Source organism: Desulfofarcimen acetoxidans DSM 771 (assembly GCF_000024205.1).
Lineage (GTDB): Bacteria > Bacillota > Desulfotomaculia > Desulfotomaculales > Desulfofarciminaceae > Desulfofarcimen > Desulfofarcimen acetoxidans.
Genome location: NC_013216.1, coordinates 1,464,340 through 1,486,940, shown reverse-complemented (window position 1 = coordinate 1,486,940; position 22,601 = coordinate 1,464,340). Strand labels below are relative to the sequence as shown.

Genomic DNA, 22,601 nt, shown 5'->3' with positions numbered 1-22,601 from the left:
GATTAGGGGGGTAAGTAAATGGAAAACCAAATACTACAAAATATTAATAGCTTACAGGTGGGGCCCAGCGCAATAATAGCTGCACTTACCCGAGAAATAAATTTAGTACAAATCATTAACAATCAGGTAATCTGGGATGAAAAACAATGTAATAATTCACCAGGCCTTTATGTAGAAGCCATGATTATAAACATATTGACAGACCGAAAACCTTTGTACCGAGTATCTGAATTTTTTAAAGATATGGACGTAGAAGCATTATTTGGTCCAACGGTACAAGCAACTGATTTCAACGACGATGCTTTAGGAAATACATTGGATCGATTAGCTGAATCAAATCTAGACCATTTGTATTCTAACATAGTTTTACAAGCACATTTAAAACACCGTTTTAGAGTAGATTTAGCACATGGTGATACTACATCCATTACTGTTTATGGAGATTATGCCAATGCTTCGTCGGAGACATTAAACATAGTTCGAGGATTTAACAAAGACGGCCATCGGGACTGTAAGCAAATAGTAGCTGGTGCAGTAGTAACTCCCGAAGGAATACCTCTTATGGGAACAATAAACGATGGCAACTTAAACGATGTGAAATGGAATCAACAAATAATCGAACAATTGCCGGAAATGTTAAAATCACTTAATAGTCCAGAAACCATATACGTAGCTGATTCAAAACTGGTTACCATAGATAACCTAAAACATTTAGCCAAGAAAAACATTCGCTTCATATCCCGAATTCCTGAGACATTTGGAATAGTACCGTCACTTAAAGATTGGGCCTTTCGCCAAGATAAGTGGCAAGAAATAGAGAATATATCGCTGGATAAAAACGCTGCTGTATATAAGCTTCAGTCCATAAAAGTGAAATTGGGCGACCGTCGTTACCGGTTTATTATCGTACATTCATCAAATCTTGATCAAAAGAAAGAAAAAACATTGAAACGTACTGCTGAGAATGAACAGAAAAAATTAGAAAAAATCTGTAAAGAAATTGGTAAACGAGAATTTGCTTGCGAAAAAGATGCCATCTCGTACTTAAGACATATGAAAAAGAAACAAGACGGACAGTTCTACCATTTAGATGCAGAAGTAATTGCTGAAGAAAAAAAAGGTGTAGGGCGCCCCAAAACAAAAGAAAAGTCCCCCGTAAAAATAATTTATCGCATAAAGGCTATAGTTAGTGTAATGAATGAAACGGCTTGGCAAATGGCAAAAGAAAGGGCATCAACATTTGTACTGATCACCAATTTAAAAAATCCAAGGGAAAATACAGCAGAAACAATCCTTCGGCATTACAAAGAACAAAACACAGTGGAAATGCGCTTTCGCTTTCTAAAAAACCCCGCAATATTAGGTCAAGTCTTTTTGAAAAAGCCGTCAAGAGTAAAAGCACTTGGATATATATTCTTGATAACCCTGTTAATTTATGCACTTATGGAACGTAGAGTTAGACAAAATCTAGCAGCAGAAGGGAAAGCCCTTCAATTAAGCTATCGTTCAAAAGTTAAACAACCAACAGGAATGTTGATTTTGCAAGAGATGACGAACTTTACAATAATTCATATTACCTATAAATTAGGAAAGAAAGAGAGATATTTACCAACCAAAACAAGCAAACAACAATTAGAAATAATCCGGTTGACAGGATTTGATGAGTCGATATACCTAAAAGAATTATATATAGTATCATAAACCCATAACTACTCACCCTAAAATGTTAAATTTGTTTATTTAAAAACATTAAGGTGGTTTGCATTTATTGCAATGTAAATATATTGAATTAATGTAAATATAAAATTCAATAGTAAGGTATAAAAAGTGTAAATTCAATAATATGTCATGTTAATAAAAGTAAATTTATCGGCCTAAAGCAAAATTGCTTGTGTTTGTATATGCTAGATGCGGAACGTGGGATATATGTATCTCGTACATATCTTCAGCAAAATGCCAGGTTTAGACTTTAAAAGCGATCTGTCGTTACTTGAGGATTTGATGCCCTGGTCGCAAAAGATTCCAGATTGCTGCCGCAACACAAAACAATAAAAAGAACTCCCGGTACCTGAGTTGTACTGGGAGTTCTTTTTTTAATGCACCCTTAAATTAAGCGCTTACGCTCCTTTAGAGATTTTGTCGTAATATGTCGTATGGCAAAAATATTTTACTATAGGAAAAAACATCGGTAAATGCAACAAACCCCTAGAGAATATCTCTAGAGGTTAATATTGTATTATTTATACAGTTCCATCAAAACTGCACAGCGTGAATATTAAGGTCAAGCGTTCGACCTATTAGTACCGGTCAGCTAAACACATTACTGTGCTTACACACCCGGCCTATCTACCTGGTGGTCTTCCAGGGGTCTTATTCTTGCGAAGGGAAACCTAATCTTAAGGTGGGCTTCGCGCTTAGATGCTTTCAGCGCTTATCCCTTCCGGATATAACTACCCGGCATTGCCGCTGGCGCGACAACCGGTACACCAGTGATCCGTCCATCCCGGTCCTCTCGTACTAGGGACAGCTCCTTGCAAGTTTCCTGCGACTACGATGGATAGGGACCGAACTGTCTCACGACGTTCTGAACCCAGCTCACGTACCGCTTTAATGGGCGAACAGCCCAACCCTTGGGACCTACTACAGCCCCAGGATGCGATGAGCCGACATCGAGGTGCCAAACCTCCCCGTCGATGTGAACTCTTGGGGGAGATAAGCCTGTTATCCCCGGGGTAGCTTTTATCCGTTGAGCGACGGCTCTTCCACTCGATACCGCCGGATCACTAAGCCCGACTTTCGTCCCTGCTCGACCTGTATGTCTCGCAGTCAAGCTCCCTTTTGCCTTTGCACTCTGTGAGCGCGATTTCCAACCGCGCTGAGGGAACCTTTGGGCGCCTCCGTTACTCTTTGGGAGGCGACCGCCCCAGTCAAACTGCCCGCCTGACAATGTCCACCGGCCAGTTTCATGGCCGTATGTTAGAACTTCAATACTGCAAGGGTGGTATCCCAACGTTGACTCCACCAAGGCTGGCGCCCTGGCTTCTCTGTCTCCCACCTATCCTGTACATGCAATACCAAAATCCAATATCAAGCTGCAGTAAAGCTCCACGGGGTCTTTCTGTCCTATCGCAGTTAGCCGGCATCTTTACCGGCAGTTCAATTTCACCGAGCCCCTCGTTGAGACAGTGCCCAAATCGTTACGCCTTTCGTGCGGGTCAGAACTTACCTGACAAGGAATTTCGCTACCTTAGGACCGTTATAGTTACGGCCGCCGTTTACCGGGGCTTCAATTCAAAGCTTCGAGTTGCCTCTGACCTCTCCTCTTAACCTTCCGGCACCGGGCAGGCGTCAGCTCCTATACTTCATCTTAGCGATTTAGCAGGAACCTGTGTTTTTGGTAAACAGTCGCTTGGGCCTTTTCTCTGCGGCCTCTTCACGCTCCGAAAGTTAAATCTTCACGCTAGTGAGGCACCCCTTCTCCCTAAGTTACGGGGTCATTTTGCCGAGTTCCTTAACGAGGGTTCTCTCGCGCGCCTTAGGATTCTCACCCTACCTACCTGTGTCGGTTTACGGTACGGGCACCAATTAGTCTCGTTAGAGGTTTTTCTTGACAGTATGGGTTCAACCACTTCGGTACTTGTTTTCCCTCCCCATCACTTCTCAGGCTTTGTGTCAGACGGATTTGCCTATCTGACGCCCTACGAGCTTGGACGCGCTTTTCCATCCGCGCGCTTGGCCTTCCCTCCTGTGTCACCCCATCCTGTTAACGACTTTTGGTGGCATAGGATTTTCAACCTATTGTCCATCGCCTACGCCTTTCGGCCTCAGCTTAGGTCCCGGCTTACCCTGGGCGGACGAGCCTTCCCCAGGAATCCTTAGGTTTTCGGCGGGCAGGATTCTCACCTGCCTTTTCGCTTACTTATACCGGCATTCTCACTTCCATACGCTCCACCGCTCCTTACGGTACGACTTCGCTGCATATGGAACGCTCCTCTACCATGTCTTGCGACATCCGTGGCTTCGGTGACATGCTTTAGCCCCGTTACATTTTCGGCGCAGGGCCACTTGACCAGTGAGCTATTACGCACTCTTTGAATGGTGGCTGCTTCTAAGCCAACATCCTGGTTGTCTGTGCAACCCCACATCCTTTTCCACTTAGCATGTCTTTGGGACCTTAGCCGACGGTCTGGGCTGTTTCCCTTTTGACTATGAACCTTAGCACCCATAGTCTGACTCTTGAGTATTTTTTAATCCGGCATTCGGAGTTTGATTGAGTTCGGTAACCGGTGAAGGCCCCTAGCCCAGTCAGTGCTCTACCTCCGGATTTTTTTCTCAAGGCTAGCCCTAAAGCTATTTCGAGGAGAACCAGCTATCTCCGGGTTCGATTGGCATTTCACCCCTACCCACGTTTCATCCGCCTCCTTTTCAACGAAGGTCGGTTCGAGCCTCCACTTTATTTTACTAAAGCTTCACTCTGAACATGGGTAGATCACCCGGTTTCGGGTCTACTCCAACGGACTTGCCGCCCTGTTAAGACTTGCTTTCGCTTCGGCTCCGTCTTTTTTGACTTAACCTTGCCCGTTAGATGTAACTCGCCGGTCCGTTCTACAAAAAGTACGCCGTTAGACTTTTAACGTCCTTCGACTGGCTTGTAAGCATACGGTTTCAGGTTCTTTTTCACTCCCCTTCCGGGGTGCTTTTCACCTTTCCCTCACGGTACTTATCTCTATCGGTTGCTGCAGGTATTTAGCCTTGGGAGGTGGTCCTCCCTGTTTCCCACGGGGTTTCTCGTGTCCCGCGGTACTTGGGATCCACTCTAAACTTCTCGCCTTTTCGTCTACAGGGTTGTTACCTTTTATAACGGGCCTTTCCAGGCCGCTTCGACTAAAGCAATGGTTTGTGATGAGTGTCCCGCTACCCCTAAACTGCAAGCAGTTTAGGTTTTGGCTGGTCCCTTTTCGCTCGCCGCTACTCGGGGAATCGCTGTTGCTTTCTTTTCCTCAGGGTACTAAGATGTTTCAGTTCCCCTGGTGCCCTCCTGTAACTTATGTATTCGGTTACAGGTGACGAGGGTTTGCCTCGCCGGGTTGCCCCATTCGGATATCCACGGATCGTTGCCTGCTTGCGGCTTCCCGTGGCTTTTCGCAGCTTGCCGCGTCCTTCTTCGGCCTGCAGCACCTAGGCATTCGCCGTATGCTCTTTTTTGCTTGACCTATTTTTTGCGCTTGAGAGTTCTATTTGTGTTTCTTAAATAGAGCTTTCTTTTGCTTCACGCTGTGTAGTTTTCAAAGAACTTTTTTTACCGGTTTGTACCGGCAAGATGTTATTTTAACTCAAATCAACAGCTAATTTCTGGCTATTGATTATGTGTTAGAAAAAACCCCTTTTAGGGGCAAATTTAGTTTCCGGCAACGTCTTACTCTCCCAGGGGGTAACCCCAAGTACCATCAGCGCTGAAGAGCTTGACTTCCGTGTTCGGGATGGGAACGGGTATGACCTCTTCGCTATTGCCACCGGAAAAAGTCTTTCAAAACTAAACAGTTGTGTCGATGGATGACCGACCAATATTGAGAAGCCGGTTAGGTCATTTCTGATTGCTAACTTACTTCCAATATCCTTAGAAAGGAGGTGATCCAGCCGCACCTTCCGATACGGCTACCTTGTTACGACTTCACCCCAATCACCGACCCCACCTTCGACGGCTCTCTCTCTTGCGAGTTAAGTCACCGGCTTCGGGTGTTGCCAACTTTCGTGGTGTGACGGGCGGTGTGTACAAGGCCCGGGAACGTATTCACCGCAGTATGCTGACCTGCGATTACTAGCGATTCCGACTTCATGTAGGCGAGTTGCAGCCTACAATCCGAACTGGGACCTGTTTTAAGGGGTTGGCTCTACTTCGCAGTTTCGCTGCCCTCTGTTCAGGCCATTGTAGTACGTGTGTAGCCCAAGACATAAGGGGCATGATGATTTGACGTCATCCCCACCTTCCTCCGTTTTGTCAACGGCAGTTCTGCCAGAGTTCCCACCTTTATGTGCTGGCAACTGGCTGTAGGGGTTGCGCTCGTTGCGGGACTTAACCCAACATCTCACGACACGAGCTGACGACAACCATGCACCACCTGTCTCCGTGTCTTAGTAAACTAAGAAAACCATATTTCTATAGCTGGCACGGGATGTCAAGCCTTGGTAAGGTTCTTCGCGTTGCGTCGAATTAAACCACATACTCCACCGCTTGTGCGGGCCCCCGTCAATTCCTTTGAGTTTCAGTCTTGCGACCGTACTCCCCAGGCGGAGTGCTTATTGTGTTAACTGTGGCACCGAGGGGGTCGATACCCCCGACACCTAGCACTCATCGTTTACGGCGTGGACTACCAGGGTATCTAATCCTGTTTGATCCCCACGCTTTCGCGCCTCAGTGTCAGTTACAGGCCAGGAAGTCGCCTTCGCCACTGGTGTTCCTCCTAATATCTACGCATTTCACCGCTACACTAGGAATTCCACTTCCCTCTCCTGCACTCAAGTTTACCAGTTTCAGAAGCAGTCTCCAAGTTGAGCCCGGAGTTTTCACTTCTGACTTAATAAACCACCTACTCGCCCTTTACGCCCAGTAATTCCGGACAACGTTTGCCACCTACGTATTACCGCGGCTGCTGGCACGTAGTTAGCCGTGGCTTCCTCTTATTGTACCGTCATTTTTCCCTGCTATTAACAGAGAATCTGTTCGTCCAATATCACAGAGCTTTACAACCCGAAGGCCTTCTTCGCTCACGCGGCGTTGCTCCGTCAGGCTTTCGCCCATTGCGGAAGATTCCCCACTGCTGCCTCCCGTAGGAGTCTGGACCGTGTCTCAGTTCCAGTGTGGCCGGTCACCCTCTCAGGCCGGCTACCCATCGTCGCTTTGGTGGGCCGTTACCCCACCAACTGGCTAATGGGACGCGGATTCATCTGTAAGCGGCAGCATTGTAAAGAGGCCACCTTTTCTCTTCAAACCATGCGATTTAAAGAGGTTATCCGGTATTAGCACCGGTTTCCCGGCGTTATTCCTGTCTTACAGGCAGATTATCCACGCGTTACTCACCCGTCCGCCACTAAGTTAAGTAAAAAGTAAACTTTTTTCTTAACTCCGTTCGACTTGCATGTGTTAAGCACGCCGCCAACGTTCGTCCTGAGCCAGGATCAAACTCTCCGTTAAATATGTGAAAAGTTTGATTGCTCATTTGTGTTGGTCTTACTTTTTTCATTAAAAGCTTTCGCTTTTGACGAGGTTTATTAATTCATCCATCTTACACTGTTAGTTTTCAAAGACCTGTTTGTTTGGCCGGTTTTCCGCCGGCAAGAATTTATTTTAGCAGGTCTTGTCCTTTTGGTCAAGAACCAGTTTTTGTTATCTCCACCGCAGCGGCGACAATATGTATCTTACCGAAATTTAAAGTATAAATCAATAGGTAATATTTGAAAATAGATATTAACTGTAATTAACCCTTGGTCCTTCTATATAAACAACAACCCATATTGTGTATTCCGGCTAGTCTGGCCGGATGTTACCGACACATATTATTTATAACTGTGTCTAATATGCTTTAACATAATTCGTAGATATTATCTTATATTAGTTATGGTCTTGTACATTAACTAGCAACCAGAGTTAATCACGAATACCTATTATTTACTCGGACAACAATTTCTTGTGACTCAAAAATCATGCATTATATGAAAAATGGGAAGTAAATTACGTTATGCGATCTTACACCCTGGGAACCTCCCCCAACTTATTCTCAATCATTTCTTTCCCTCCACAGACAATAAATTGTTCAGGATAATCGTAGTTACCTAAATTAGCTGAAATGGCAAGGCAATACTTACAGTATAAGCAGTCATCGATTAGATTTGCATATGACTTCCCTTGCCACATCCTAATATTTATCGGACAGTCGTCAACATGCAGAGCTAATCCTCTTTCAATTTTATATTTTTTCTCCCCTACTAGCTTAACAACTTCGCTAATATATTTTTCGATCTTTTCTTTTTTGTCTTCATATATTTTTATTAATTCCTCTAGCTCTTGTTTCTTTTTTTGGCTATAACCTCTAATCCCTAGTAATTTGCATTTTTCTCTAAGCTTTTTTATAGACACAAGATTTCCTCCTTAAGAGTAGATCATTGTTTTAAACTTATTTTTATCTTCAATTTCTATAAAGCTAAATAATATTAAGTTTTTAAGGATAGGAAAGTTATTTTACTAAGCTATTTGAACTGTGTCTCTCCTTAATGCTCGTTTTTTACCCCGGATTATAAAAGAGCGTAACAGCCTTAAGATTAGCAAGTTAGCCCGGAGCATTATAGAGATCATATTGTAAGCGGGGTAAGATGATATAATCCTATTTTTATCTTTCTCGATCATTATCCAATGGACTGGGTATTTCTTCCAATAACTCTTGCTTGTTCTTAAACTTCAAAAAGAAGAATAAAGTTGAATCAATGATTCTGAGCCTTCTATTCAAACGATCATAATCAAGCAATGGGGGAACTATTATTTTATTATTTTGGATTTCTGACAATCCATGTAATACATATGATATATCACTCGGCCTTACGCTATCAGGTCTATAATGTATAGCTTTAATTTTATCTTGAAGATCCATACGGCTTAGTCCATCCAGCAAATCAGTTATATCCATCTCAATAATAGTTCTTATTACATAGTAAGGCATAGACAATCCTTGAACTTGAACTCCTGCAGTAGCAATGCTTTCTAGTGCTCTTAAATGGCGGGAACTATATTCCTCTACCTTAATTTTTATAGCTTGCTCAATAAAATCCTGATTGTTAATCTCAAAATGAGATAAAGTTTTAACTCGTATTCCTGCCACAAAACATAATTCCTTGCATAGTTCTTGAACTGTTCCAATACTCCCAAAAGCAACGGATATTATTCTTGATATAATTTCGGTTCCTATGGATATGTTTAAATGAGCACATCCATTATCAATAACCGTTTTAAATTCGTGTTCCACCCATGGCTCAACTGGTATTTCCATGATTCTGTCAACCAAATCTCCATTAAATTGAATAAGTCTGTTTTTCTCTCTCCAAACCCCTAAGATTATAAACCGGTACCCCTTTTCCTGGAAAAGGCGCAAATCAAAAGCTAAAGCTTTTTGAATCTCTTCATTTAAATTGTGGAAGTTATCTAGTATTATGAACTTTTTAAATTGACATTTCTCTAGTAGTTCGCTTATAACCTGGGCAATACCCAAATTAAACTCTATAGCCTTATAAGTGATGTCTTGACCTAATTGGCCTCCTTATTCAGTATCTATACCGGCTTTCCCTTCCCCGAAAAATGGAATCATTGCCTTAAACGATGTTTTAATTGCTACTTTCCCGCTTGTCCCTGTTTTCTCGATATTGGTACTTTTAATCTTTACACCAATCTGCCTTAATACAGAACTATAAATTGACTCTGTATCAGACCTTGGTGTGCACCCTACAGCTAAAAAATCGTTCTTATTAAGGTGTTTATGAACAAGTGCTGATTTCCCTTGCTTTGATGAACCATATATAACCATATGTTTATCTGACTCAAGAGCTAATTTAAATCTACCATCTACCTGCTCACGTTCCAAATAACTTAATATCATATTCCTACTTACACCAAACACTTGATCAACACTGATTTCTTGCATATTAGCATCCCTCCAATCTATAACAATAGAGTTTTTGTGTCCCTATCCTCTATTTCTACATATCTCAATTAACATCTCTTTTTCACCTTCTGTAATCAATTTTGGATTTAATGTTTTATCTTTAATTGATTCTAATTCACTGCAACCGGAGGCTAATTTTCTACTAAAATATGCATCGTCAGCTTCATAAGATTTAATTTTTCCAATTAAAATTTTATCCAAGATAACCGGTATTGTTAATATTTTTGAAAAATTCCTGCTACCTATAATGACTACTTCATCATCTTTTGCATTACAGTTCAATGCTGCAATTTCATTATCATTGATTCCTTGAAACAAAACTTTTTCAACATAAAAATATGCAGTGATATACCTTTTATCACCTATCCTAGCATTAAAAAAAACGTATGAGCCTGGTTTAATATGATTCTTTAATATGGTACCATTTTTGCCACTGTTTCCGTAAACAAGTTGCGTAAAACTTGGATCTACATGGCCTGCCTCAGCACATTCAGCACTGTAAGTAATAATAATATGTTCGCTCATTAGCTAACCATCCCCATTCTAAAAATTCAAAGTGAGTAGTAATTACTAGGTCAATCGCAGGCAAAGGATATCTTTTGATAGATTAATAAATCTTCAATCCCTTAATTACGGTATTAGATAATATTTGACTTGACTAATACTAGACTTAACTTAACATTATAGACTCCCATGCGGCACACTATGCCACACCATCAAATAAATAAAAAGTTAATTAACTTTACAGAGTAGACATTAGTTGGTTATATTGATAATGTGAAAGTATATAGAAAATATAGTCCTACCTCCCTTGATCAAAATACAATCTACTACAAAACAAGTAACGTGTAATACATTCCCTGAAAACTACTTACCTATGATCAAAATTTCATTTTCTATATTTAAACTGTTTTTAAATATTTTTGGTTAATATAATTATCACAAATGATAATTTTAATTTCTTCCATCAACATAAGTGCTTTTTTTCTGTAATTGTTATATTCATCTATTGACGGTGGTCTCACCAAATCTCCATGTGCATATGCATTTCTCTTATGCACTAACTCATTTATTTCTTTTTGATATGAATCTACTATAGTAAAATCCATATCTAATTGAAATAATAACTTTTTCAAAACATGTGATTTAAGATTGGATTCAGTATCAACTATATCATCAGGTATCTTTAGCTTTTTTGACATTACTTCACGGTATGTGGTCATAAACTCTTTACGCTTTCCATACATTTGTAGTATTCCATCCGCTTTCAGAGCATTTTCACCTAGAGTAATCGGCTTGTAATTACTGTCGTTTAATCGTCTAAATTCCAATAATATATTTGATGCAGCAAGCCCATCTTTTACATTTACAGTAAGTAATTCACCTCTATTAATGTAATCTACATATATCAACAGCACTTTTTTGCAAAAACCTTCAAAATGGGAATATAAAATGATTATTAGCGATTTTCTATATAGTCCCGCAAAATCTTCATCTCCTGTATCATTTAATTTATAAAAATTCTCCATAGATACCAATTCATAATGCCTTATGGAATATTCATTCTCAATTTCTTGTTGAAGCTGCTCACACATATCATTGTAATTCATGAATTAGTTCTTCCATTCCTTTCCTAACAATACTTACTCTCTGCCTGAAAACACCTATTGAATTTTTACCACCACCAACTGTAGCAGATTTGAAATCTTTGTTCTTTTTAATCTCCATTATTTTTTCACGAAAGTTTTCAACACTAATGGTTTTATCGACTAATTGTTCTAAAACTATTTGCATTCCAGTTGTTATTGCCTCATATTGATAAACATTAAATCCGCTCAAATTTTCTGAATTACCTTTATAAGCCGAAAAGGATTGTTTCCCTAACGCTGCATTTAAAGTACTAAATGTATTCTCAAAAATATCTTTTTCTTTATCATAATCAAATATAGGTTTCTCACTTGAATCTGCCAAGGAAACTATTTCCATATAATTAGTTAAGTATGAAGCAACGTCATGTTTAAAACCATTTTCATCATTTTTTAATGCGAGGAATCGTAGGACAAGTTCTTCCGGAAGTTTCTTCTGTTTTTTTGAACTACTAATATATGCAATTGTCTGAATAAAATCTTTATTTCTACTTAATTCATTGATAAAGTTTATAAACTTACTATTAACTAGCCTAATTGTACAATTTCTTATTTCTTGTGGTTCTAATTTTTCTCCACCAGTATTCAATCTTTTGAACATATGATATTTTAGTTCTGGATTGATTCCTTTTCTCAGAATTTCCATCCGTATATACGAACGTTTCAATTTTATTTTTAAAGCTGCTTGCAAATCCTCAAAAACACAACCATTCAATTCTTTTATTATGTCACACCCTTGCAAAGCGAATGGTGCAAAGTCAACTGTAATTATAGCATCTTCGTCATCTATCTCTATCTCTTCTGATTCAACGTTTTGAACTAAATTAGTTTCAACTTCATCAAGCTTTTTTAACATACCACGATAATTTAAGTATGAAGATATTCTTTGCAAACCATCAATTAGTTCGTATATTCCTTGTTCCAATTCTATAACATAAATAGCTGGTATTGGCATTTCCATTAACAGGGATTCAATAAACCTTGACTGTTTTTCTATATCCCACCTGAATGTTCTTTGGTAGTCAGGGTTAATAATTAATTCATTCTTATCGTACATATCAGCCAATTCATTAAAAGAAATATCAAGTGCTGTAATCTTTAATTCTCTAATCTTTTTTTCAATGATCTCAGTTATGTTCACATTATTCATTTTTACACCCTTTTCTGAAAACAAGTACGAATTCACAATTTGTTTTTTCTTTTCTATAATTATTACTTTTTGTGTTTACATATCTCATATTATTTGTAACAAAATTATATTCGCTATTTATAAGTTCTAAGCCCTCATTTTGGCACATTTCTGTCACAATATTAGGCAAATCAATATGAATGTTTTTAAACCAAGAGTCTTGAACTACAATTATAGCTATCCCTTTTTTTTTAAGAACACGATTAATTTCTCGTAATGAATAGGCCATATCTCGGAAATATTGATAATAGGTTTTATAATAATAACTTTTTGCTGCTTTTGAGTCATGACACGCTATCCTATTCAAAGTTTTACCGCTTAAAGAGTCAATATTACTTATTATGTAATTGGTATTACCTGTAATTGTGGGAGTACCGATCATGTGTTTTCTCAATAAATTAATATCTTGATCTGTGTATCCAAGTAAAGACAGCTCAACTTTTGTATATACTGCATAATCAATTCTAGTACAATAAGGGGGCGAGGTAATGATAAAATCTACACTATTGTTAGTAATACAAATATTTTTAGAGTTGCCGATTTTTATTGTAGCATTAATATCTGGTATTTTTTCAGATATATTTGCAGTATTTTTAAATATATCTACATATAATTCGCACAGATTTTTATAAGTTATACTTATTTTATCTTTTTCTTCTATTTTAGATTTTATCCAGGTAGGATTTGAGCAAACAAAAGGCGTTGTTAGCTTACGTAACAAGATAAATAAAACAATATAGTAAAAGGAAAGTTCACTTGATATTGCTTCGTAGTCCCATAAGGATTTTATATGCTGCTTGCTTTGGGATAAGCCAAAAATTGAATGTATTGCATTTTCTAACTTCCTTATAGCAGATGTCGATTGTGGATCAAACCACTTTCTTAGCGGATCATTTATATCTCTTATTTCTTTGGCTTTATTATTACTTCCAATAACCAAAGACATTTTATTTATATCATTTGAACCTACATTATACAACTTTGCCTTTGCAACAATTACCATTACTGGATTAATATCAAACCCGTAATTTGCATACCCCAAAATGCTAGCAACTAGCGTGGTTGTACCTGAACCATTCCATGGATCTAGAACAATAATATCTCTGTTTTTAGGACAATAAACATCAAATAATTCTTTAACAAAAGCATCAGAAAATCCAGCATAATAACAATACCAATTACTGTTTGCATAAATATTATTATTTTTTAATTTGGGAGTGGTTTTTAATTTAACTAATTTAGTATCATCCATATTATTCCTGCTTCTTTGCGAAATATTATACTCAGTATAGCTCTATATAGATAGAAATATTTATAAAATATTCATTACACCGGCAAATGCTTCTCGTTACAAATAATATGTTAAAATAATATAACAAAATTTACTACTGAGGACAATAAAATATTTCATCTCCACCTTCGCATTATTATTCTTAGCCTTCTATTTGAATTTCTAAATCGTCCAACAAATCTTTGGTCAACTTAGCTAATGGTCGTTTTCCTAAATCCGGTTCAGTAATATAATAACCAAATACTATTCGAAGCATTTCTTCTTTATTTTTAAATAGTCCACGGAAGTTTGTCAAATATTCCGCACATTGGCTATCATTATATATCTGCGCTTTTCGCACCAGCTCTTGGACATAATCTTTATGTGACTGATAGATTTCCCGAAGATGAAATGTATCAATTGAGTTTTTTATTGCCTCCAAATTATTAAGATTCTCTATGGTATATTGGGGTTCGCCGCCCAACAAACAGTCGATATTCTCAAATTTAAATTTCCCATCTTCGCCAAACCCCCGTTCATAAGGATAAATATGCTCTTTATGTCCAAAATCTGAAGTTAACTTAAAACGCGAATTGCATATCTGGCAGCTTGGTATAAAATTGTACATTGACAAAGCCAAAAATGGATATTGTGATTTGCTATAGAAGTGGTCGATATCAGCGGTAGCACGAGCAGATTCACGCGCTATATAATTTGTAATATATTGTCTGTTACAGTATGGGCATACATCAACATGTAATGCTGATAACAATTGATCCCTATACTTTAGTGCAAAAGTATCATAGTCAAATATTTCAGATAACTGTGTGATAACAAGTGATACCTGATCATCACAACATAATGTAATTTTCTTTATTCGATCCACGCTTGAATATACAGTATTTCTTCTTGGTTCGATTTCTAAATCATCCCGAGAGATACCTTGAAACAAGTGAACATTGCCTATATTAATAACGGTTAAGATAATTTTTTTTCTCTCTGAAGGGCGGGAATATTTTAAAGCTTTTTGCTTTGTTACAGGCCAGGCATATATTAAACTTGAATGGCACCTATCTTCTGGATGCAAAACTAAAGATATTCCTTCATCAAATTCCTTAATTTTTTGCGTCAGATTTTGATTAAGAAGATACTTAGAAATTTTCGACGCTGATATTGAGCCACAGTCAAAAAACCATGACGTTAACAGTTGCTTGACAACTTCAGATGTTTCTGGAGCAGTATAATATAGTTCTATTTTTTTAAACAATGAACATATGAGATTTCCAGTGCTCTTAAATATTTCATTTATTATTGTCCATTCAAATCTCTTTGTATTTATTTGGATCATTCGATATCCCCCGAAATAGACTCTATCACAGCTAACGCATTTTTTAACGATTCCTTCAGCTCTTCGATTTTCTTTTTGTCCGGATTCTTTTCATGTAAAGACTTTTTAAGGGCTTGTACCTGTTTACGGAAGACCTTCAACTGAGTATCTTGCTGGTTTTCAAAATATCTGAAAAACATATGCTGCAATTTTTTATGAATGAGTGGCTCTCCAATTGATTCAATTATCCGGCTATATTTTTCGCATTTTTTTCGCAATTCACTGTTTCCTGGATCAAGGCTTAAAAGAATTAAGTTATCACTTATTTCTTTGATAATTTCTTTTGCATAATCTCCAATCGTGCTTTTCATAAAGAAAGAATCGTTTAGGAGAGTATAAATGTTGTTTCCGAAAGTTTGAGCACGGCTGTCAGCATCGATCAAATGAAACATTCCCTCTTTTGGTTGAAGATAAATGGTATTCTGTCTCAGTATATCCGACAACACAAGCGGTGAGTGGGTAGAAATAATAACTTGTATTTCTTTGCCTTCAAATTGTGTGGAAAGTTCATTAAATAGCACTTTAATTAATTTTCTTTGCCACTCCGGATGCATATATAAATCTATTTCATCAATAAGCAATAGCGCACTTTCCCTAAGCCGAATGGGTTCCCCCTCAATAAATTCGTCAAAGAATGGAAGCAAATTAAGCCAAGAAAAGAAGTTTTGAATCGCTCGCTCTCCGGAGGACATATGAAGGTTATCAATCTTTATGTATTTAAGCAAAACGGATTTATCTTTACGAGCTAACTGGTTAATAAAACGGCAAAACAATAGGTATTGCTTCTTATTGCTTTCATATGATATTACCTTATCAAAGCGATGAGCTAAATCATATTCTGGTACATTGGAATATATCGTTTTGCAATCACACAAGATTGAATTTAATTCTTCAATCTCCTTTAGCCCCCACTCATAATAATCTGATTGATTCGAATCATATCCTTGCTGTCTCTTATACGAGTCAATAATATCAGTTATAACAGCAGGAAACATTTTCATAGAGGTAACGGAGTGTTTATTAAGTTCAATGTTATCCCAGCAATAGAACATTTCAAAGATGAGATTAAGGCACTGTTTAGTAAATATCTCTCCCCTCATTTCTATCGGAATCGTATAACACCACGCGGAGAATTCTTTGATTTTTGCCGATAGCCTGTTTATATGTGGATCTTCTGATTTAAAATCATCCTTAGCAATATACCTATAATTTTCCACTTTCTCAATTATCGGAATTGTGCAGGAAAAATCAACATAAAGGTCTTTGCATAGTTTTGATATATATAAATCAGTGTATCCTCTCGAATAAAGGTGATGATAATACAAAACATCACATACTTGCTGAAACTCTATTACAGTCTTATTTTTTATTAGAATACTTTGCAATATATTATACGGATTAAGCTTTATTACCAACCCCTGCGGGTGCTGCACAATCTTTCTGTAGAACCTACCAGATATATTTTTCAGAGAATCTGCTGTCAAACTAATCTTATTGAGATTTCCATGAGTTCCATATCCATTTAAGTCGGAGGTATATCTACTATTGGAAAGATAAATAATCGTTTGCTGTTCTAATAATTCAAGTAAACGGAGTCTTTCCTCTTGGTCAGCTTCATTAATATTGTGAACAACAAACGGAGTATTGTTTACAAACCTTCCCAACTCCAAGTTGTGAATAATTTCAATATTATTTCCAAATTGATATATTAGAATTCTCTTGCTCATTTCATAATCGTCTTGATTCATTTGATGATACTTAGGATCATCGTGTTGTTGATATGGAAGGCAGCTACCTAAATAGATACTTTTAAATAGCGTTGTCTTTCCGGAACCGTTTTCACCGACAATCGCCGTAATATTTTTTATGCAGCCTGTGCAGTACAGGTCCGATCCAATTAGTGAGGCTCTGCTTTCATACGATAATATGTACTTTTCTCTGACCTGCAATGTAAAGCGATGCTCACCATATAGGTTAAAACCTTCGTTCACAATAAAATTGTTTTCGCTATTGTTTATCCAAATATACAACAGTTCCATAGTCCCAACCTTTTCAAATGCATTTTGAACCAAAGTGCTATTATCTTTCGGTGTCATCTATAATATTTAATTGAATTTCTTGCATAAACTGAAGGGTTATTAATTTTTATTTTCTTAACTCTACTTCTCTATCCTGCATATCAGCATCGTATTCATAACTCTTAGCAATAGAAAAGATAATCGCAGCCGTTCTAGTAGAACGATTCCTAATTAACATATCAATAAGCTAGTTAAATAATATAATTTCTACTAATAATTTAAATTATTTCAATATCATCCATTTTGTACTTCCAGCGGTAAACAGTAGGACAATCATTAATTTCTTTTATATATTTGTAAATTCTATCTTTTAATTCTTCTTTAGTTTTTACCCTAATAGCCCTCAGCATTGATTTAGCCATTTTGCCAAAAAATGATTCAATTAAGTTCAACCAGGATCCATGTTTTGGTGTAAAAACAAATTCAAAACGATTTGGGACAGTACTAAGATAAGCCCTTGTTTCTTTTGAAATATGAGCGGAGTGGTTGTCCAATATAATTACTATTTTCTCTATATCTTTGTAGTACTCACTTATCATTTTTAGAAACTCTACAAACTCAATACTACGATGGCGGTCTTCTACTTGAGCTAAGATATGACCTGTTACCAAATCAATACCGGCCATGAGACTAAGTGTACCATGGCGAACATATTCATAATCACGAGCAAGACATGAATACGTTCCAGGAGAAGGAGAAAGATCCGGAGCAATATTTTCTATAGCTTGAATACCGGGTTTTTCATCATATGATATATAAGCATACATTGATTGTTCATCATTTTTTGATACCATTTCAACTTCTTTATAGACATATAACACGTTAGCCATTTTTTGTTCAAATTCTGGATCCCTTTTTTCCAAGTAATATTTAATTTTATGTGGCTTAACTTTGTTTGCTGAAAGTATTTTTGATACTGTACCTTTTGCTAGATTTTGCAGGGTTGGATGGCCATTTTCTACACAATGATTTCGTGCATGTTTGGCTAATAAATCTGTTGTCCATAATTCATAGCTATATCCAAATTCCTTAGGTTTTTGGCAAGCAAGAGAAACAAGCCACGCTTTATCTTCTTTGGTTATTGTATCCGGCCTGCCTGAACGAGGAAGATCATTGAGTGCTATATCTAAGCCAAATTGTAAAATTTTATCTATATGTCGTTCTACTTTTGCACGGTTAGTCTCTAATATTCTACCAATTGAAGCTATTGTTTCTCCTTGATGATACAAGAGAAACATTTTAGCCCGTTCAATATGACTCACACTTTCTGTTCTTGAATGTATAATTTTTTCTAATCTATTTATTTCTTCTGTTGTCAAATCTAATTTTGCTCTTTGACTTATGAATGGCATAGTTTGGTCTCCCCACCTGTTATGTATTATAGGAAATTATATACCATGCCGATTTGTGGTTCAATGATAATTAAGAATTGCTCTACTAGGTGATACCAGTTGAATTTTTTCAGCATCTTCACGGTACTTTTGGGCCAACCTACGTTCTTGATCACCACCGTCATAGAGATTTCTCGAAGTTGTACCTCTGGAATTTAATCGACCACACTCCATTGCGACATCCAGCTGTTTACTTCTTAACTTCTCTATAATCGTTCTGACAGATTCATGTGGCCAAATACCATCCTTACCAACTGGGCAACGCGATAAATAAAAACCGATTCTATCGTCCCCTATTTCTAAACGCCCGGCCTTTTCCAATGCTTCTCTAGCTGCGTTCACCCATTCACTTAGAACTTTTGTATCTATATCTGCACCCTTTTCACCGGGAATAACTGAAATCGTATCAAGTAATTCCCAAGCAATCTCCGCCCTTTGAGTTATTAGTTCCTGTTCTAAATCTTCTTTAGGGTCTTCTTGACCATCATCTCTTTTATATACCCAACACACTAGCTGGGTAAAGAAATTCGGATCCTCAGCAACACTTCTCATCAAAAAGCGCGGTGTGATTTCTTCAAATCTTAAGATTTTTAGGTATAACCATTCAATTTGACACATGACTTGCTCCGGAAGCCCATCAGCATCTTGTAGAAATTGAATAGCTTTAATGATTTCGTACCGGATGGTCTGAATAGATATTTTTTCGGTATTACTTAAATTGGTTACAATTTTGACCAAAATATTAGCGACTAACCCTGAATCAAGTTGAGCTAAGTCATTATTTCCAAATAGTACTCTTGAAATCGTAAACATAGCAGCTAAGGGCCGATCATTTTTCAGGAGTTTAGAAGCAACATAAGAGACTATCTGAGTTTCTTTATTCGGAACATGGTAATAGTTAAGATTAGTCCAGAATTCTTTACTTCCTAAAACAGGTAATTCATCAATGATTTTCAATGTTTCTCGGTTTAAAGGCATACATAATAGATATCTGGCTTTGGTAATTGGTGGCCAATTTTCGTTTTTTTCTAAAACTCTTATCGCATGTTGCAAATCTTTATTTGCTAAACTAGAAATATACCCATTGGAAAATTCTCTTGTCTTTCCTTCGCGATTTAACCAATCTAAAGCAAAGGGGAATACATCTTTTGAAAAAGACGAGTTAAACGCACAGGAACCTAATATATAAGGAAATCCACTCACACCCAATAGTTCATTGATACCATCAATTCCGCGTTCCGAATATATAGCTTCTATGGCGGCTATACGCCTATCCAATATCAAACTTTCGCGTTCTTCATAGTTGACTTCTTTCCTACTAATTGGGTCAATTAGTTTTGGCCAATATTCACTGAAAAGAAAAGATTTTACTTTAATTATGTCATCATAAATTAAATGATTGTATACCTGTTCTAACCGTTCTAATAAGGTGCTTGGCCAGGACCACTGAGCGTCAGGAAATTCTCTGTGGTGTGCCAGAGTAGCACGTAGTTTCTCTAATATTTGATCTCTTATTTCTTTTTTAATTTCCTTTGGATCAATCAAAAACATTCGTTCAATGATTCTATTCTGCTGTTGCTCATTAAAAGAGTTGAATTTGTCAATAAGATCAAGGATTTTAATTTCACTACCTATTTCAAACTCTTGAAGAAGCAACTCAACAATCTGTGAAACATATGATGAATAATCTTCCCCGGACGGGCGTTTTTCTATATTTCCGGACCATTCCCGATACTCCGGTTGACATATTCCGGAGGTCACATGCCTATTGTTCATTAAGATTGAAATCATTAGCCGCCAGGCTACTTTTGGCTGACTGGGTATTAAAACCTTTGTTAATACTTGAATACGTTCTGCATGTGTAGCTGATGTATTATTAATCCATCCCAAATAAATATCAATCAGGGAATTAAAAGGGCGGTTAGCCCAATTTCCACCGGGATCAATTTCCGATAAGCGTGCAAGACACAAACTTGTCCTAGCAAAATATTGTTTATTCCAAGAAAGCAACTCTAAGGCCCATAATAAACCTGAATGGTAGCAACCACTAAATGTACCATTACCTTCAGTTTTAAATAAACCTAGCAGCGGAGATTCCTCACCAGAACTTCCATTCTCTACGGCTTCTAGAAAAACATTAGGAGCAGCTTCGGCTAATAGCTTGGTGATACCACTTATAGAGTACCAAAAAGGGGTATTGTTATTATTATCAAAAATCTTCTTAATCCAACCACTTATCGTATCAGAAGGCTTTACTCCACCCAACTGCTCAGCATATTCATCTCCATACACTGACAAAATTGTCATACTATCAGCTAAACCATGTCTAATAAACTTCGAATAGCGTGGAAGTACACCAATTACCCCCGCCATGTACCGTTCTTCTGAGGGTAAATCGTATGATGGATCGACTTCAGGAATAACTTCTGAGATTACATTACCGAATCTCTCTATATAGGGCTTTGCCACTAATGGAGCTATTAAAAACCATAAATCCATCTTAGATATAATTTGCCAGACTGAGCCAACTTTACGTATTGGCTGGTCTTCCGCATTTGAGAGATTAATGATTGCTCTTTCAAATTCATGATATGGCATACCAGATAATTTCGATAAGATATTCTTATCGTTTTCGTTATCTTCGTTCCACTCCGTTGCAAAAAACATTGCGAAAAGTACTTCCGGAGAGGCCTGACGTTGCCAGCTAGGCGTTACATAATCTATCGGTTCCATTAAGTTATGGCGCAGCAAGGGTTCAATGTAGCCTTTGGTGTCCTGATAGATTTGAGAAGCCTTTTTATCATCAAATCCAAGTTTTTTAATTGCTTCCTGTCTAATTGTCCGGGATTGGCGTGTAAGAAAAACGGAAGCATCCTTTGAGTCCGCTTCATTTACTACTAGTAATACCTTGTGACCTTTCGATAAAGCAAAACCTACCTGGTTTGGCTTAAATCCATTTGGTATTAGAATGAGTGACTGATCACTACCCGCCATTAAATCCCATGATGTTTGATTCCTAATAATTAAACAGCGTGACCTTAGGACATCATCACTTTGTATAACCGACAATACAAAAGCACTTGCCTCAATTGAAGACCTAGATTTAACTTTACAAACGCTTGGAGAACCAGCCAATAGGTTTTTAAGTAGCTTCTGTTCATTCTCACGACCGTATAAAAAGAACTCCGGCTTTAAATTGTTCGCCGTAAGTGAAGCGAACGATTGCCACGACTGATCAACATCCCAAATATCGGCACAGCGCTTGCCAATTACCTCGGCAAACCAACGATGGACCGATGGGCACTGTTCAAGCCAATTCTGTAAGGTTTGAGCATTTATGCCTTTAACATCTTTCCATTCGTTTGTGGATTGTTTAGCCCGAATCCAGGCATCACATTTAGTCCATAAACGAGAAGTCACAAAAACAAATGTTGTATCAGCTGCGTTTAACGGATTAGGATTAGTAAGACGTTTGGAATAGTCATCATCAGCTTTATCTTTAACATCGCTATTAGTACCAAACTCCCATCCCGATATTCCTTCCGGTATATATTCATTGCCTTCCTCAACCTCCAATAGACCATCCCAACCTCCTACCGATATAGAATCACCTGAAGGAAACTTAATTGTTTTAGGTCTACAGGATGCTAGAATTAATTTTTTGACTAGCAAAGGCAAAGTTTCTTCTGCCCTACGCTTTTCTGTAGCGGTCCAATTGGTAATATCGTTAACTGTAACATACCATCCCATATATTCACCTCCATTGCCTTATTTAACTGGTAGCCAAAGCACTCACTTTAATTATTAATGCAAAAATTTATTAGACATAATGAAATAATCCGAACAGAAGTAATCAAAAATAAGAGTCATATATAGTAAATAATATCTTCTTATCCCTTCGAACAAGCGATAATACATAAGCTAAGTGAATTA

Annotated in this window: 12 protein-coding genes and 3 rRNA genes; 1 reads left to right on the top strand and 14 read right to left on the bottom strand. The window is 37.6% G+C overall.

Annotation, left to right across the window (positions count from 1 at the left end):
• The first annotated feature begins 18 nt into the window (after positions 1-18).
• Positions 19-1,701: an IS1634 family transposase gene (locus tag DTOX_RS06980; RefSeq protein WP_015757018.1), complete on the top strand. Its 1,683-nt coding sequence runs from the start codon at positions 19-21 to the stop codon at positions 1,699-1,701.
• A gap of 576 nt (positions 1,702-2,277) precedes the next feature.
• Here the strand turns inward: DTOX_RS06980 and DTOX_RS06975 are convergent.
• The 14 genes from DTOX_RS06975 to DTOX_RS06910 all read right to left on the bottom strand — a co-directional run bounded on the left by DTOX_RS06975 (position 2,278) and on the right by DTOX_RS06910 (position 22,418).
• A 23S ribosomal RNA gene (locus DTOX_RS06975) occupies positions 2,278-5,213 on the bottom strand.
• Between the two features lie 190 nt (positions 5,214-5,403).
• Positions 5,404-5,518 (bottom strand): 5S ribosomal RNA (rrf, locus tag DTOX_RS06970).
• 103 nt (positions 5,519-5,621) lie between these two features.
• Positions 5,622-7,192 (bottom strand): 16S ribosomal RNA (locus DTOX_RS06965).
• The 16S, 23S and 5S rRNA genes sit together here, the layout of an rRNA operon.
• A 552-nt stretch (positions 7,193-7,744) precedes the next feature.
• Positions 7,745-8,134 (bottom strand): hypothetical protein, encoded by a 390-nt coding sequence (locus DTOX_RS06960; RefSeq protein ID WP_015757017.1) that lies wholly within the window; start codon positions 8,132-8,134, stop codon positions 7,745-7,747.
• 250 nt (positions 8,135-8,384) lie between these two features.
• The gene (locus tag DTOX_RS06955) at positions 8,385-9,257 is read right to left on the bottom strand and encodes a hypothetical protein (RefSeq protein WP_042315510.1); all 873 of its coding nucleotides are present in this window, start codon (positions 9,255-9,257) and stop codon (positions 8,385-8,387) included.
• 48 nt (positions 9,258-9,305) lie between these two features.
• A complete protein-coding gene (locus DTOX_RS06950) occupies positions 9,306-9,686 on the bottom strand; it encodes a hypothetical protein (RefSeq protein ID WP_042315508.1) in 381 nt (126 codons plus the stop codon).
• 42 nt (positions 9,687-9,728) lie between these two features.
• Positions 9,729-10,232 carry a hypothetical protein gene (locus DTOX_RS06945; protein WP_015757016.1) on the bottom strand — a complete coding sequence of 168 codons (504 nt, stop codon included), beginning with the start codon at positions 10,230-10,232 and terminating at the stop codon, positions 9,729-9,731.
• Between the two features lie 377 nt (positions 10,233-10,609).
• Positions 10,610-11,317 (bottom strand): MAE_28990/MAE_18760 family HEPN-like nuclease, encoded by a 708-nt coding sequence (locus tag DTOX_RS06940; RefSeq protein WP_015757015.1) that lies wholly within the window; start codon positions 11,315-11,317, stop codon positions 10,610-10,612.
• Positions 11,304-12,503, bottom strand: a complete 1,200-nt coding sequence (locus tag DTOX_RS06935; protein ID WP_015757014.1) for a DUF262 domain-containing protein — start codon at positions 12,501-12,503, stop codon at positions 11,304-11,306. The genes DTOX_RS06940 and DTOX_RS06935 overlap by 14 nt, the downstream gene beginning before the upstream one ends.
• Positions 12,496-13,794, bottom strand: a complete 1,299-nt coding sequence (locus DTOX_RS06930; RefSeq protein ID WP_015757013.1) for a DNA methyltransferase — start codon at positions 13,792-13,794, stop codon at positions 12,496-12,498. The genes DTOX_RS06935 and DTOX_RS06930 overlap by 8 nt, the downstream gene beginning before the upstream one ends.
• A 181-nt stretch (positions 13,795-13,975) precedes the next feature.
• A complete protein-coding gene (locus DTOX_RS21355) occupies positions 13,976-15,160 on the bottom strand; it encodes a hypothetical protein (RefSeq protein ID WP_015757012.1) in 1,185 nt (394 codons plus the stop codon).
• A complete protein-coding gene (locus tag DTOX_RS06920) occupies positions 15,157-17,238 on the bottom strand; it encodes an AAA family ATPase (protein WP_042315506.1) in 2,082 nt (693 codons plus the stop codon). Before DTOX_RS06920 ends, DTOX_RS21355 begins: the two co-directional genes overlap by 4 nt.
• Before the next feature lie 257 nt (positions 17,239-17,495).
• Positions 17,496-18,629 carry an IS630 family transposase gene (locus tag DTOX_RS06915; protein ID WP_015756644.1) on the bottom strand — a complete coding sequence of 378 codons (1,134 nt, stop codon included), beginning with the start codon at positions 18,627-18,629 and terminating at the stop codon, positions 17,496-17,498.
• Positions 18,630-18,689: 60 nt separating this feature from the next.
• The gene (locus tag DTOX_RS06910; RefSeq protein ID WP_015757010.1) at positions 18,690-22,418 is read right to left on the bottom strand and encodes a hypothetical protein; all 3,729 of its coding nucleotides are present in this window, start codon (positions 22,416-22,418) and stop codon (positions 18,690-18,692) included.
• Positions 22,419-22,601: the final 183 nt, after the last annotated feature.

Coding starts and splice junctions, on each gene's coding strand:
- DTOX_RS21355 (WP_015757012.1), bottom strand. CDS start 15,160: ATGATCCAAATAAATACAAAGAGATTTGAATGGACAATAATAAATGAA.
- DTOX_RS06950 (WP_042315508.1), bottom strand. CDS start 9,686: ATGCAAGAAATCAGTGTTGATCAAGTGTTTGGTGTAAGTAGGAATATG.
- DTOX_RS06940 (WP_015757015.1), bottom strand. CDS start 11,317: ATGAATTACAATGATATGTGTGAGCAGCTTCAACAAGAAATTGAGAAT.
- DTOX_RS06980 (WP_015757018.1), top strand. CDS start 19: ATGGAAAACCAAATACTACAAAATATTAATAGCTTACAGGTGGGGCCC.
- DTOX_RS06930 (WP_015757013.1), bottom strand. CDS start 13,794: ATGGATGATACTAAATTAGTTAAATTAAAAACCACTCCCAAATTAAAA.
- DTOX_RS06920 (WP_042315506.1), bottom strand. CDS start 17,238: ATGGAACTGTTGTATATTTGGATAAACAATAGCGAAAACAATTTTATT.
- DTOX_RS06935 (WP_015757014.1), bottom strand. CDS start 12,503: ATGAATAATGTGAACATAACTGAGATCATTGAAAAAAAGATTAGAGAA.
- DTOX_RS06945 (WP_015757016.1), bottom strand. CDS start 10,232: ATGAGCGAACATATTATTATTACTTACAGTGCTGAATGTGCTGAGGCA.
- DTOX_RS06910 (WP_015757010.1), bottom strand. CDS start 22,418: ATGGGATGGTATGTTACAGTTAACGATATTACCAATTGGACCGCTACA.
- DTOX_RS06915 (WP_015756644.1), bottom strand. CDS start 18,629: ATGCCATTCATAAGTCAAAGAGCAAAATTAGATTTGACAACAGAAGAA.